General features: G+C 59.3%; 15 protein-coding genes and 1 pseudogene. 10 read left to right on the top strand and 6 right to left on the bottom strand.

From position 1 onward, the window contains the following. Positions 1–6 precede the first annotated feature (6 nt). The 5 genes and pseudogenes from SIB92_RS01200 to SIB92_RS01220 all read left to right on the top strand — a co-directional run bounded on the left by SIB92_RS01200 (position 7) and on the right by SIB92_RS01220 (position 5,182). Complete coding sequence (locus SIB92_RS01200; RefSeq protein WP_412554099.1) at positions 7–1,602, top strand: ABC transporter substrate-binding protein; 1,596 nt, start codon at positions 7–9, stop codon at positions 1,600–1,602. Between the two features lie 67 nt (positions 1,603–1,669). Further along, positions 1,670–2,662: an ABC transporter permease gene (locus SIB92_RS01205; protein ID WP_412554100.1), complete on the top strand. Its 993-nt coding sequence runs from the start codon at positions 1,670–1,672 to the stop codon at positions 2,660–2,662. Beyond that, positions 2,659–3,576 carry an ABC transporter permease gene (locus SIB92_RS01210; protein WP_412554101.1) on the top strand — a complete coding sequence of 306 codons (918 nt, stop codon included), beginning with the start codon at positions 2,659–2,661 and terminating at the stop codon, positions 3,574–3,576. The genes SIB92_RS01205 and SIB92_RS01210 overlap by 4 nt, the downstream gene beginning before the upstream one ends. Positions 3,577–3,656: 80 nt before the next feature. Beyond that, positions 3,657–4,430: pseudogene (locus SIB92_RS01215) on the top strand (ABC transporter ATP-binding protein); the annotation flags it as partial. Beyond that, positions 4,427–5,182, top strand: coding sequence for an ABC transporter ATP-binding protein (locus tag SIB92_RS01220; protein WP_412554102.1), 756 nt, complete (start codon positions 4,427–4,429; stop codon positions 5,180–5,182). The pseudogene SIB92_RS01215 and the gene SIB92_RS01220, both read left to right, overlap by 4 nt. 275 nt (positions 5,183–5,457) lie before the next feature. On the opposite strand, the gene SIB92_RS01225 is transcribed toward SIB92_RS01220, so the two are convergent. From SIB92_RS01225 to SIB92_RS01245, 5 genes are read right to left on the bottom strand one after another with little or no spacing between them, the layout of a single operon-like run. After that, a complete protein-coding gene (locus SIB92_RS01225) occupies positions 5,458–6,543 on the bottom strand; it encodes a TonB family protein (protein ID WP_412554103.1) in 1,086 nt (361 codons plus the stop codon). Then, complete coding sequence (locus tag SIB92_RS01230; protein WP_412554104.1) at positions 6,540–6,917, bottom strand: ExbD/TolR family protein; 378 nt, start codon at positions 6,915–6,917, stop codon at positions 6,540–6,542. Before SIB92_RS01230 ends, SIB92_RS01225 begins: the two co-directional genes overlap by 4 nt. A gap of 4 nt (positions 6,918–6,921) precedes the next feature. Beyond that, entirely contained in the window at positions 6,922–7,287 is a 366-nt protein-coding gene (locus tag SIB92_RS01235) for an ExbD/TolR family protein (RefSeq protein WP_412554105.1), read from the bottom strand. Beyond that, positions 7,280–7,921, bottom strand: coding sequence for a MotA/TolQ/ExbB proton channel family protein (locus SIB92_RS01240; RefSeq protein WP_412554106.1), 642 nt, complete (start codon positions 7,919–7,921; stop codon positions 7,280–7,282). The genes SIB92_RS01235 and SIB92_RS01240 overlap by 8 nt, the downstream gene beginning before the upstream one ends. Positions 7,922–7,925: 4 nt before the next feature. Then, the gene (locus SIB92_RS01245; RefSeq protein WP_412554107.1) at positions 7,926–8,309 is read right to left on the bottom strand and encodes a hypothetical protein; all 384 of its coding nucleotides are present in this window, start codon (positions 8,307–8,309) and stop codon (positions 7,926–7,928) included. 260 nt (positions 8,310–8,569) lie between these two features. Between SIB92_RS01245 and SIB92_RS01250 the strand changes: the two genes are divergently transcribed. The 5 genes from SIB92_RS01250 to SIB92_RS01270 are packed head-to-tail and all read left to right on the top strand — an operon-like array spanning position 8,570 to position 11,785. Continuing rightward, the gene (locus SIB92_RS01250) at positions 8,570–9,175 is read left to right on the top strand and encodes a VOC family protein (protein ID WP_412555782.1); all 606 of its coding nucleotides are present in this window, start codon (positions 8,570–8,572) and stop codon (positions 9,173–9,175) included. After that, entirely contained in the window at positions 9,172–9,648 is a 477-nt protein-coding gene (locus tag SIB92_RS01255; RefSeq protein ID WP_412554108.1) for an N-acetyltransferase family protein, read from the top strand. Before SIB92_RS01250 ends, SIB92_RS01255 begins: the two co-directional genes overlap by 4 nt. A 42-nt stretch (positions 9,649–9,690) precedes the next feature. Next, complete coding sequence (locus SIB92_RS01260) at positions 9,691–10,368, top strand: TerB family tellurite resistance protein (protein WP_412554109.1); 678 nt, start codon at positions 9,691–9,693, stop codon at positions 10,366–10,368. Further along, positions 10,368–11,393, top strand: coding sequence for an endonuclease/exonuclease/phosphatase family protein (locus SIB92_RS01265; RefSeq protein ID WP_412554110.1), 1,026 nt, complete (start codon positions 10,368–10,370; stop codon positions 11,391–11,393). Before SIB92_RS01260 ends, SIB92_RS01265 begins: the two co-directional genes overlap by 1 nt. Before the next feature lie 20 nt (positions 11,394–11,413). Further along, entirely contained in the window at positions 11,414–11,785 is a 372-nt protein-coding gene (locus tag SIB92_RS01270; RefSeq protein ID WP_412554111.1) for a hypothetical protein, read from the top strand. A gap of 95 nt (positions 11,786–11,880) precedes the next feature. Here SIB92_RS01270 and SIB92_RS01275 read toward each other — a convergent pair whose 3' ends face one another. Next, positions 11,881–13,416: a Ppx/GppA family phosphatase gene (locus SIB92_RS01275; RefSeq protein WP_412554112.1), complete on the bottom strand. Its 1,536-nt coding sequence runs from the start codon at positions 13,414–13,416 to the stop codon at positions 11,881–11,883. Positions 13,417–13,472 lie beyond the last annotated feature (56 nt).

The following is a 13,472-nucleotide window of genomic DNA, read 5'->3' on the forward strand; positions in this document are numbered from 1 at the left end:
ATAGAAATGTCTTATTTCAGAAAACTGATGGCGACCGCTGCTATGGGCGTCGCGGTGGGTGTGACCGCCCTGCCAGCGTTTGCAGAAACCCCGGCCAATATGCTGGTGATCGCCAACCGTATCGATGACATCACCACGCTGGACCCGGCGCAGAGCTTTGAATTTGCGGGCTCGGACGTGTTGCGCAACGTCTATGGCAAGCTGGTCAACTTTGACCCGAAGAATCTGGACGCGGGCTATCAGCCGGATCTGGCCGAAAGCTGGACAGTGTCCGAAGACGGCAAAACCATCACTTTCACCATGCGTGAAGGTGTGAAGTTCCACTCGGGTAACCCCGTGCGCGCCGAAGACGTGGCCTTCTCGTTGAAGCGTGTTGTGCTGCTAAACAAAACCCCGTCGTTCATCATCACCCAGTTTGGCTTCACCCCGGAAAATGTGGATGAAACCATTGTGGTTGACGGCAACACAGTGTCGATCACCACCGACAAGCGTTACGCGACCTCCTTTGTTCTGAACTGCCTGACCGCGACCATCGGCGGCGTTGTCGACAAAGAACTGGTCATGGCCAACGAAGTTGACGGCGACATGGGCAACACCTGGCTGGCCACCAACTCGGCAGGCTCCGGCCCTTACAGCCTGGCCAGCTGGAAGCCGAAGGAAAGCGTCACGCTGAACGCCAATGCGGACTACTACGGTGGCGAACCTGCGATGAAACGCGTGATCGTGCGTCACGTGCAGGAATCGGCCACTCAGCGTTTGATGCTGGAACGCGGTGACATCGACGTGGCCCGTGACCTGAACCCGTCGGACGTTGAAGGCGTGCGCGCGGCGGAAGGTGTGGAAATCCTGGAAGAGATGCGCGGCCGTCTGATGTACATCGCCGCCAGTCAGAAACACCCAGAACTGTCCAAGCCCGAGGTCCGTCAGGCGCTGAAGTATCTGATCGATTATGAGGGCATGCAGAACAGCTTCCTCAAAGGGGCTTATGTTACCCACCAGAACTTCCTGCCAAAAACCTATCTGGGTGCGGTGGATGAGAACCCGTTCTCTCTGGATCTGGACAAGGCCAAGGCCCTGCTGGCGGAAGCTGGCGTGGACGGAATGGAACTGACCATCGGTGTGCGTGAGGCGCAGGAACGTCTGGAAATCGCTCAGTCGCTGCAAAACACCTTCGGTCAGGCAGGCATCACCGTGAACCTTGAGGTGGGCACCGGCAAACAGATCCTAGGCAAATATCGCGCCCGTGAACTGGACATCTATCTGGGTGCCTGGGGGCCGGATTATCCGGATCCTCACACCAACGCAGGCACCTTTGCCTATAATCCTGACAACTCGGATGCGGCTAATGCCACCGGCCTTCTAGCCTGGCGCAACAGCTGGGACACCGGTGGCCTGACCGAAAAAACCGCCGCTGCGGTTGTTGAGGGTGACCGTTCCAAACGTGACGAGATGTACCAGGGCATTCAGGCACAGTTCCGCGACACCTCGCCATTTGCCGTGATGTTCCAGAAAGTTGAGCAGGCCGGTGTTGCAGAAAACATCGAAGGTCTGAACCTTGGCGGCGCGATCACCGCAGTGTCTTACTGGACCGTGACCAAGTAAGATGCGGGCGCAACGTACCTTCGTGAAGAGGCAGCCGCGGCTGCCTCTTCCTCCTTGGGGCCGAGGGTTGGTTATCACTCTCTTTTCCATTTCCATCACCATGTTGGGTCTGCTGCTGGTCACCTTTCTGATCGGTCGCGTGATGCCCATTGACCCTGTTCTGGCTGTTGTCGGCGAACGAGCAAGCCAGGAACAATATGATGCGGTCTTCAAAGACCTCGGGCTGGATAAGCCCCTCATTGTACAGTTTTTCTACTATGTCTCGGATGTGCTGCGCGGCGATTTTGGCCAGTCCTTGCTGACGGCCCGCCCGGTTGCCGATGACATTGCCCGTGTGTTCCCTGCAACTTTTGAACTGGCCACGATCGGCATCCTGCTGGGCTGCATCCTTGGCGTGCCGCTGGGCGTGATCGCCGCCGTGCGCCGTGGGTCCTGGATCGATCAGATCGCCCGTGTTGTCGCGCTGGTGGGCTACTCCATGCCGATCTTCTGGCTGGGCCTGATGGGGCTGCTGCTGTTTTACGGCATCCTTGGTTGGGTCGGCGGACCGGGCCGTCAGGGGATTTTCTATGAGGATATGATCCCCTCTGTGACCGGTATGATCCTGATCGACTCGGCACTGGCCGGGGATTGGGGCGCGTTTTGGGATGCGTTTTCCCATATTATCCTGCCCGCTTCACTGCTGGGGTATTACAGCCTTGCCTACATCAGCCGGATGACACGGTCGTTCATGCTGGAACAGCTCTCGGCCGAATATGTCACCACCGCGCGCGTCAAAGGCATGAGCGAATGGTCGGTGATCTGGGGCCATGCGTTCAAGAACATCCGGGTGCAGCTGATCACCGTGATCGCGCTCTCCTACGCAAACTTGCTGGAAGGCTCGGTGCTGACTGAGATCATCTTCAGCTGGCCGGGCATCGGCAGCTACATCACCACGGCGCTGCTGTCGGCGGATATGAATGCGGTTCTGGGCGGTACGGTTGTGGTGGGTCTGGTGTTCATCTGTCTGAACGTCTTCTCCGACCTTCTTTATAAATTCTTCGATCCGAGGTCCAAATGAGCAGTCAAGCATCCTCTTTGCACGCCTGGCTGACGTCTGAGACCCCGACGTCGCGTCGGCAGGCCCGCTGGGCCGCCGTTTACAAGGGCTGGCAGTCGCTGAAGGCAAACCATATGGCGATGGCGGGCCTGGCGATCATCATTGCGCTGATCACAATCGCCGCCTTGGCCCCATGGATTGCGCCACATGATCCCTTTGTGCAGGATCTGGGCAACCGGTTGCAGCCCCTTGGCACCGAAGGGCATGTTCTGGGCACCGACAGTCTGGGTCGTGATATCCTAAGCCGGTTGATCTACGGTGCGCGGATCACGCTTTACATCGTGGCGCTGGTAGCGCTGATTGCGCCCATCGTCGGGCTGCTGGTTGGCACCATTTCGGGCTATGCCGGGGGCGTGGTGGATCTGGTGATGATGCGCATCACGGATATCTTCCTGGCCTTTCCCCGTTTGGTTCTGGCGCTGGCCTTTGTGGCCGCATTGGGCGCAGGGATTGAAAACGCTGTTCTGGCGATCAGCCTCACCGCCTGGCCGCCTTATGCCCGGATGGCACGGGCGGAAACCCTGACCATTCGCGGATCAGACTATATCAGCGCGATCCGTCTTCAGGGGGCTGGCCCGTTGCGGATCATCACCAAACACATCTGGCCGCTTTGTATTTCGTCGCTGATCGTACGGGTCACGCTGGACATGGCCGGGATCATTCTGGCCGCCGCGGGCCTCGGCTTTTTGGGGCTTGGTGCACAACCGCCCAGCCCGGAATGGGGCGCCATGATTTCCGAGGGGCGTCGGTTCCTTCTGGATCATTGGTGGGTCGCCACCATGCCTGGCCTTGCCATTTTCACCGTGTCGCTGGCGTTCAACTTGTTGGGGGATGGCCTGCGCGACGTGCTGGACCCGAAGGATAGCAGCTCATGACCACGCTACTTGATGTTAAAAACCTCTGGGTAAAATTCCCGACCCGCAACGGTGTCTTTGATGCGGTGCGCGGTGTCAGCTTCTCGCTGGGCAAGGAACGGTTGGGGATTGTCGGCGAGAGCGGCTCGGGCAAATCCATGACCGGGCGGGCCATCCTGCAGTTGATCCGCAAACCCGGCATGATCGAGGCCGATCACATTGCGCTGCATGATCAGAACCTGCTGGATCTGAGCGAAAAGCAGATGCGCAGTGTGCGTGGCAAACAGATCTCAATGGTGATGCAGGACCCCAAGTTTTCGCTGAACCCGGTGCTGACTGTGGGTGATCAGATTGTGGAAGCCTACCGGCTGCATAACAAAGCCAGCAAAGCCGAGGCCCGCGCCAAAGCGCTGGAGATGTTGGAGGCGGTTTCGATCCGGGATCCTGAACGGGTGATGAAGGCCTATCCGCATGAGTTGTCGGGTGGCATGGGGCAGCGTATCATGATTGCCATGATGCTGATCCCGAACCCGGAAATCCTGATTGCGGATGAACCGACATCGGCCCTGGATGTGTCGGTGCAGGGGCAGGTGCTGTCGATCATGGATCGGCTGGTCAAGGAGCGTGGCATGGGGCTGATCTTCATCAGCCACGACTTGAACCTTGTGTCGCAATTCTGTGACCGGGTGCTGATCATGTATGCCGGACGCGTGGTTGAGGTCTGTCAGGCGGACAAATTACATGAGGCCAAACACCCCTATACTCAGGGGCTGCTTGGCTCCTTGCCTAAATTTGACGCACCACGTCCACGGCTGGAGGTTCTGAACCGAGATCCAGCCTGGCGTGATGCCCCCAGCGTGGAGAGCACATCATGAAAAACGCGTTGGAGATCAAGGATCTGAGTGTTTACTTCGGTGATCATCATGACCTGTTTCAAGCGGTGAAATCGGCCAGCTTTACGGTGGAGCAGGGCAGCAGCTTTGGGTTGGTCGGCGAAAGCGGGTCGGGCAAGTCGACGATCTTGAAGGCGCTGACAGGTCTTGCCCCTCAGTGGGAGGGAGAAATGACGGTTGCCGGGCAGCCGCTGGACCTGAATCGGGATCGTAGCTTCTATAAGACCGTGCAGATGGTGTTCCAGGACCCCTATGCCTCGCTGCATCCGCGGCAATCGGTGGATCAGGTGCTGTCTGAAACGCTGAAGCTGCACGGGTTCAGCGAGATCAATGACCGCATCGAAGCGCTGCTAAAGGATGTTGGGCTGGGCCCGGCGTTCCGGTTCCGCTATCCACACCAGTTGTCGGGTGGCCAACGCCAGCGGGTGGCGATTGCTCGGGCCTTGGCCTCGGAGCCGAAGATCCTCTTGCTGGATGAACCGACCTCGGCGCTGGATGTGTCGGTGCAGGCTGAGATTCTGAACCTGCTGAGCGATTTGCGCGCCGAACATGGGCTGACCTTTGTGATGGTGTCTCACGATCTGGCGGTGGTGTCGCATATGTGTGATCAGATCGCAGTGATGCGCAATGGCGAGATTGTCGAGATCACCAGCATCGACGACATGCGTGCCGGAAACACCGCGCATGATTACACCAGCCAATTGCTCCATGCCTCGGTCAACCGCGTTGCCTGAGTGATTTGAAATTGCAAAAAACCAAGAGGCCGCAGGTGCTATACTGCGGCCCTTTGCAGTTTTTGGTGGGAGCGCACCGCTCCAACGCAACCGACTGGTGGCCAAGGCAGGTTGTGAGCTCGATGGGCGTGACTGGCGCCTTTCGCTCTTACGAGGCTGCCTTGAAGGCAATCGGAAACGTAACTTTTGGGCCTGACCAAACTTTAGGCTGAGCCCTGCTGTCGCTCTCGCGGAGTTGCACCAATTTTCTGCGGAATAACGGCCGTGTCGCTGGCCTAGCGCGAGCTGTACATGAAGGACAGCGCGCGACTTGTGCCATTGGGCGGGATCGGGAAGGGCACGGCGCTTTGGATTTGGGCGCGGGCAGCGCGGTTGATGTCGGAGTTGCCGGAGCTGTCGATGATCTCTACCCAGTTGAGAGAACCGTCCGGGTTAATTTCAAAATACACGCGGGCAAAGCCTTTGGCTTTGACATGAACGGGTCGGGTGCGGTTGAGGTGGACCAGCACGCGGCCTGCGTAATTGGTGGTGTCCGAATTGCCGGGGCCGCGTGAGTTTGCGGCGGAGCCGGACTGGATGCCAAAGCCGCCGACAGAAGCTTGCGCACCTTCTCTGCGGAAGGCTTCCAAAGGCGATTCAAGGGTTTGGGACGGGTTGCGCAGGTTGTCAAAACCGTTGCGGAGGCCGGGGAACAGGGGCTGTGGGGCGGTTTCCGCCGTGTTGTCTTCCGGCTCTGCGGTGATTTCTGGCTCAGAGAGTGGCGTGACAGGCACGATGGGTGTCAGACTTTCCGGCAGGGACGCGATGACTTCTTGCTCCGGCGCTACGGGCGGCTCGATCTCGGTTTCGGGGCTTGGTGCTGTTTCAGGTGTGTCCGTTTCCTGAAGCTCTGTGTCTGTGCCGAGCGAAGCTGGCGTGTTGTCTTGAGGCGGCACAGGAGTCACATCGTCTGGAGCCGAGGTCGGCTCGGTGATGTCCGGTTCGGGGGTAAAATCGCCTTGGTTACCGGCAAGAGGCACCGGCTCGACAGTTTGGGCTGTGCCGGTGTCCGGCGCGTAGGTGTCTTGCGGGTTTTCGGAAGCGACCAGCACCTCGGTGTCCGGTACGTCTGCCTCAGTCGGGGGCTGGACCGGCGCGACCGTTTCTGGCTGTTCCGGCTCTGGCAACGGGTCCGGTTCCTCAGGAGCGTCCAGTTGGTCCGCGATGTCCGCAAAGCTGTTGCCGAGCGCAACAACGTCGCTGCGCACCTCCTCTGGGGGCGGGATTCGTTCAATGCGCACCACAAAGCCAAGACCGGTCAAGTGTAGTCCCAGGGACACCAGCAGCGCGATGGCTGCGATCAGAATGGAGCGACGGATCACGGCAGGGCTCGTTCTGTCACCAGGATCACAGAGGTGGCACCGGCGCGGCGCAAAGCGCCAGTCACCGCCATCAGCCGTTGCGCGGCGACGTCGCGATCCGGGACAATTCGGGTTGGTCCGGTGCTGTTGCTCTCCAAGTAAGCCTCTGGCGTCGTTTGTTGCCCGCGAAAAGTGAGGCGGCCATCGACATGTAAGACCAAGGCGTCCGGTGGCTCTCGGCCTTCAAGGTCTTGGGTTTGCACCAGTTTCAGGTCGTGATCGAGCGGTGCGGCGACGGTTCCGGCAATCAGGAAGAAAACCAACATCAAAAAGACAATGTTGATGAGCGGAATGGTGGAGTCGCGTTTTTTGCGAATGTTGGTTTGCCGGATCATCCGCTCACTCCAGCACCAACACGTTCAGGTCATCGCGCGACCGCAAGCTTTGCAGCAGGTCCACCAGCCGCTGCGCGGTTGTGGCGTCATCCAGGCTGACCAGAACTTGGCCGGGCTCTAGCGCGGCAAGCAAGTCGTCCATTGTGGTGGGTTGCCCGTTGAGGGTCAGCCGGTCCGGGCCCAATTGGACAAAGTAACGTTGTTGCGCGCTGTCCACCGTGCCGCTGCCTTTGCGGGCGTTGCTGAGTTCGATTTCGCCAAATGTTGAAAATGTTGAAGTTAGCATGAAGAACAACAACAGCAGAAAAATCACGTCGATCAACGGCGTGAGAGCCAAAGGGCGGCGCACAAATGGCGCGAGGTTACGCATGGTCCTGAGCCGCCATCGGAGCGGACTGGTGGGTCTCGTGTGGCATAAGGACGGTGCGCAGAGCTTTGTCGGCAAAGACGCGCTCTCGGGACGTGCGGCTTTCGAGCCAAGACAGGATCATCGATGTCGGCATGGCTACTGCCAGTCCGACAGCGGTGGTGACCAGCGCCACCCAGATGCCGCCTGCGAGCAAGGATGGGTCCACTGCGGCGCCTGCGGTTTGCAGATTTTGAAAGGCTTCGATCATGCCCAGAACTGTGCCAAACAGGCCCAGAAGGGGCGCGAGTTGGGCTATGGTGTCCAGCAGGCGAAAGCCGCGTTCCAACCGGGCCAAGGCGAGGCCTGCTTCTGCATCCAGCCGGTCGCTCAGCGCTTGAGAGGGAGGCGTCTCCAGCGCCGTTTGGATAAACGGTGCCAGATAGCTTCGGCTTTGCAAAAGCCGCGTTTGGGCGGCTTGAGGATCACCAGCATCCCAGGCGGCGAGCGCATCGGACAGGACCTTGTGTCGCCCGACGCCGGAGGCGGCAAATTGCCAGAGTTTGTAGATGGTGACCGCAACGGTCAGCACCGACATCACCAAGAGAATTGCCACCACTGGCCCGCCAAGGGCCACCACATCGCGCAAACCAGTCATTGTCTTATCCCAGTAGTTTTATGGTGATACGGCTGCTGAGCGTGAGCCCGTCGCTGCAAATGTCACTTTGGGCACCATTTACGGTGCAGGTGTTTGTTCCATTGATCAGGGTTTGACCAATGCCGTCACAGGTTGTGGCTGGCACGTCAAACTGGCGTACACGCGGGCGATCGGCCGGCAGGTCGCGGAAATCAAACAAGGACAGGCGCACCACTGCGCCGTCGGTGTCAAAGATCACGGTTTCAAACACGGCCTTGTCTATGGCGATGCCAGTGGCGTTGTTGGCCACAAAGGTGAACCGGCACGCGCCCTGAACATCCTGAACCGAGTTGAGTTCCAAAGACAGTTGTTTGGGGGTGGACTCCTGGGCCCACGCGGGGCTGCCCACTATGGTGGCAAGCAAGGCCGCTCCGACGCTACGCAAAAAGACGGACATAACACTCCCTATACTGCGGACGCGCGGCTCTGACTTGGCTGAGATGGTCCGGTGACTTCGACTGGTGATACCCTAGTGGATACGCAAGCGGAAGATAGGGGCAATTGTCTTGGCGGGTTGTCGCTTGGGAATGGGGGTGACGATAAGGGCATTTTGCGTTGTGCTTCACAGAGGTTTGGGTTTTTCTGCCCACAAACAGGAGGCGCGATATGTTGACGTTGGATCATTTGGCGGTGGCCGGGGAAACGCTGGCTGAGGCGGTGGCATATGTGGAAGAGGCGTTGGGCGTCGAAATGGGACCGGGCGGCGAGCATGCGCATTTTGGCACGCACAATCAGTTGATTGGGTTAGCGGACGGCATTTACCTGGAAGCGATTGCAGCCAATCCGGCGGCGGGCGATTTGCCCTATCCGCGCTGGTTTGACTTGGACCGGTTGCAAGGGGCACCTCGGTTGGGGAATTGGATTTGCCGGACCGATGATATGGATGCGGAACTGGCGCGCCTGGATGTGGACGCGGGCAAGGTGGTGCACCTGACACGCGGCGATCTGCGTTGGCGGATGGCGGTGCCGGACAGTGGTGTGTTGGCTTACGACAACCGTTTTCCGGCGTTGATCCAGTGGGATGTGGCGGTGACGCCTGCGGAAATTCTGGCTCCATCCGGCGTGGCTTTGACACGGCTGGAGGTCGCACATCCCGAGCACGCGGAGTTGGCCGCCCATGTTGGGTTTAATGATCCGCGGGTGGTGTTTGTGGCGGGGGAGCCTGCGTTGCAGGCCACTTTTGACACGCCACATGGACAACGGGTTTTGCGGTGATCCTGCGTGATGCCACTGCGGCGGATGCCGAGGCGATAGCGGCAATTTGGAACCGCGAAATTCGCGACGGGGTCAGCACGTTTAATACCATCGAGAAAGAGCTTGGGGCGATCAAAGCAGCCATCGCGTCGGAGGTGGTCTTTCTGGTGGCAGAAGACGCGGGTGCCGTTGTGGGATTTGCCACCTTTGGGCCCTTTCGTGGCGGGCCGGGCTATGCCCTGACCATGGAGCACACGATCTATTTGGCCGAAGCTGCTCGCGGCACGGGCATTGGGCGAGCATTGATGGCAAAGTTGGAAGTCGAAGCCAAGGCACGGGGCGTGCATGTGTTGGTGGCCGGTGTCGGTGGGGAAAACGGCGGTGGCATTGCTTTTCACAAGGCAATGGGCTTTGTCGAGGTTGGGCGGATGCCTCAGGTGGGGCGCAAGTTTGATCGTTGGATGGACTTGGTTCTGTTGCAGAAATTGCTGTGATGCGGCACTAGCCATTCCGCAAAGAAGCGCTAAGGTGACGCCATGTCGATTTGGTCCCGCATATCCCAAGCTTTGTCCGCACTCAGCCAGGGCGAGTCGCTCTCCACGGTGTTTGATCACCTGCGCGCGCCGCCAGAGCGCTCGGTGGCGTTCACCATTGCCGTGATCGCGCTGGGCGCGAAGATGGCCAAGGCGGATGGATTGGTGACGCGGGATGAGGTCACGGCCTTTCGCGAGGTGTTCCAGATCGCCCAGAAAGACGAGGCCAATGCGGCCAAGGTCTTTAATATGGCGCGGCAGGATGTTGCGGGTTTTGAGGAATATGCCACGCGCATCAAAGGTATGTTTGGCGCAGTGCACGGGCGGCCGGATGACCTGATGGAAGGCCTGTTTCACATCGCGGTGGCGGATGGGGAGTATCACCCCAACGAGGATGCCTTCCTTGCGCGGGTGGCAGAAATTCTCGGGGTTGAGGATCATGCGTTCAAAGCCATGCGGGCCCGCTTTGTGCCAGATGCGGAGGCGGACCCTTACACGGTGCTTGGCGTGACGCCGGACATGCCGATGGAAGATATCCGCAAAGAATGGCGTCGTCTGGTGCGGGAAACCCACCCGGATGCGATGATTGCGCGCGGCGTGCCGGAAGAGGCGGTCAAGATTGCCGAGAAACGCATGATTGATATCAATCGTGCCTGGGATCAGATCAACGAGGCGGCGTGATGCGGATTGCCACGTATAACGTGGAGTGGTTCTCAAGTCTGTTTGATGATCAAAATCAGTTGCTTATGGATGACGGCTGGTCAGGTCGTCAGGGTGTGACACGGGCGCAGCAGATTGAGGCTGTGGGCACGGTGTTCACCGCCTTGGATGCGGATGCGGTGATGGTGGTTGAAGCGCCGGATCAAGGCAGCAAGCGTGATACGGTTTTGGCGCTGGAGCGGTTTGCTGCGGCCTTTGAATTGCGGGCGAACAAGGCCTTGCTGGGTTTTGCCAATACCACACAGCAGGAAATCGCGTTGCTGTATGACCCGGAAGCGCTCACGCCAGTGCATGATCCGCGCGGCGTGTCAACCGGGCAGGAGGGCGCCAATGGCGCGCCCCGGTTTGATGGCACGTTGCGGTTGGATCTGGATGTGGATGCGAAAGAGGATTTGGTGGTGTTTTCCAAGCCGCCTTTGGAACTGGATGTGACCACTGCAAGGGGGCGCAGGTTACGACTGATCGGGGCGCATCTGAAATCCAAGGCGCCGCATGGCGCGCGCAACCGTGATGAGGTGATGAAACTCTCCATAGCCAACCGTCGTAAGCAGCTGGCACAGGCGATTTGGCTGCGACGGCGGATCGATGAAGAACTGGCGGCAGGCGAGGATGTGATCCTGCTTGGGGATCTGAATGACGGGCCGGGGTTGGACACGTTTGAGGACCTGTTTGGGCGGTCATCCGTGGAGATTTTGCTGGGCAGTAATAGCAGTCCCCGCATGTATGACCCGCACGCGGAAATGGCGCTGCGCCATAAGCTCGCGGCGCAGCCGACCACGGCGCGGTTTCACATCGAGCGCGAGGGGCGATATCTGAATGCGCTGTTGGATTACATTATGGTCTCGGAAAAACTGCGATCGGCAAACCCGCGCTGGCGGATTTGGCATCCGTTTGAAGATCATACATGCTGGGACGTGCCGGAGTTGCGCAATGCGTTGTTAACGGCGTCAGACCACTTTCCGGTGGTTTTGGACATCGATATTTGAGCTGTTTGGGAGGGTGCCCCATGAAAACCTTAAAAGCCTGCGTTCTGAGTGTGGGGCTGTGTCTGTCCGCCGCTGGTGCCTCTGCTGAAGAAGAAAGTGGTCGCAGTTTGATGGCCGAAGGCATGGAGCTGTTTTTCAAAGGGCTTCAGGACGAGATTGCGCCAACCCTGGATGGGTTCACGGCAATGATGGAGGAGATCGGTCCGGGATTGCAGGGCTTTCTGGAAGAGATGGGGCCAAAGCTTGGCGCGGTGTTTTCCAAGGTGGAGGACTGGAGCAGCTATCACGCGCCGGAAATGCTGCCCAATGGTGACATCATCATGCGCAAGAAAACACCGGAAGAGATGGGTCAGCCTCAGGAGGATGAGGCCACTGGTGGCATCGAGCTGTGAGAGGGGCATAGGGGGCTTTGCCCCAGTCACACAGGTGTGACATCCCTAGGATATTTGGGGCAAGAAGAAGCCCCCCGAAGGACGGCGTCTGAGCGTTAGTCTTTCAAGCGCACGCTGCTGGTTGCGCCGAGGGCATTGGCCAGCGCGTTGAAGCGGGCTTCGGCTACTTCGCCATAAAGGGGCCCCGTGCTAGCGGGTAGTTTGAGGTGCAACTCAGCCTTTTTGGGGTGGTATTTCAAGGTGCCCATGTTGTCACGATCCTGCTGCCACAACATCGCGCCAAAGCGCATGGCCTTGCCGATCACTTCGGCTTGATGGCGCTCCTTGTCACTGAGAAGTTGTGCCAACTCCTCAAACCGGGTGCCTTCGGATTTGTTGCGGTAGCGGTGCAACAGGGACAGGCCCAGGAACACACGCTCGGCATGTTTGAGCCCGCCGAGGTTAGCGCGGGTGGTGCTGTCAAACACGGTTTCTGCGCGATAGTCTGGATGGGCACGCCAGCTGACATCATGCAGGTAACAGGCGGCTTTGATCAGGCGCAGTTGTTCCGGCTTGGCGGATTTGAAGATTGGGAAGATGAATTTGTAGAGCGATTTGCCAAAGCCCGGAATGCGGGCGTCTTTGGCTTCCATAAAACGGCAGGCTTCGATCAACGGGTCGCGTTCGCGAATCCGATCCGGCATTTGCTCGTAGAGCACGCCTTCGCGGATGCCGTAGGAACTGATCGCGATGTCATGCGGTTTGAAGCGGCGCAGCACACCTTTGAGCACTTCGATGGCTAGGGGTACCAGCGCCATGCGAGAGCTGGACACACCGCAGCGACCGCGTAGCTCATCCGGGTCGTGTTCCTGAATGTAGCGGGCAGTGTCGCGGACCGAGGTGGCGGTCATGCGGTATTCGTGCAGCACTTTGAGCGGATAGCCGCGGCGTTCCATGTCGATGCGGGCGATGGCGCGCCAAGAGCCGCCGACGAGGAACAGACGATTTCGCTGGTTGCCCATCTGTTGATAGAGGTCATCCAGCGTGTTGTTGATGAAGTCGCGGCGGCCTTTTTTGCCGCCTTTCACATCGCGCAGTTTGAGCGGGCCAAGCGAAGAGGTCACGCGTTTGCCGACCTGACCGTCGTTGATTTCGGCCAACTCCATGGAGGCGCCGCCGATGTCACAGATCAGGCCATAGGCACCGGGCCAACCGGTGAGTACGCCTTGGGCGGAAAGGCGGGCCTCTTCGGCGCCGTCAATCACATGGATATGCACGCCGGTTTTGGCCAGTACTTCGGCGCAGAAATCCGGGCCGTCGGTGGCTTCGCGCACAGCAGCAGTTGCGACGGCGGTGAGGCCGTTCAGACGCATTGAGTCGGCCAGGCGGGCAAACCGCGACAACGCTGCCAACGCGCGTTCGCGGCCGGTCGGGTTGAGCATGCCGGTTTCGGCGATGCCTGCGCCCAGGGCACACATGATTTTCTCGTTGTAGAAATAGGCCGGGCTGCGCGCGGCGCCGTCAAACACCACCAAACGCACGGAGTTGGAGCCCACATCCACCACGCCAACACGTGACAGGGCGCGGGCCTCGAAGTCTTCGAAAATCGGGCGTTCAAACAGGCTGTGGTCCTGCTGCGGGTCGTGGGGCATGGGGTCGTCTTACGTCAGGTACAGTATGGTATCGCGGCGCAATTTTGCGCCACGAC

This window comes from Shimia sp. MIT1388, assembly GCF_047124445.1.
Classification (GTDB): domain Bacteria; phylum Pseudomonadota; class Alphaproteobacteria; order Rhodobacterales; family Rhodobacteraceae; genus Shimia.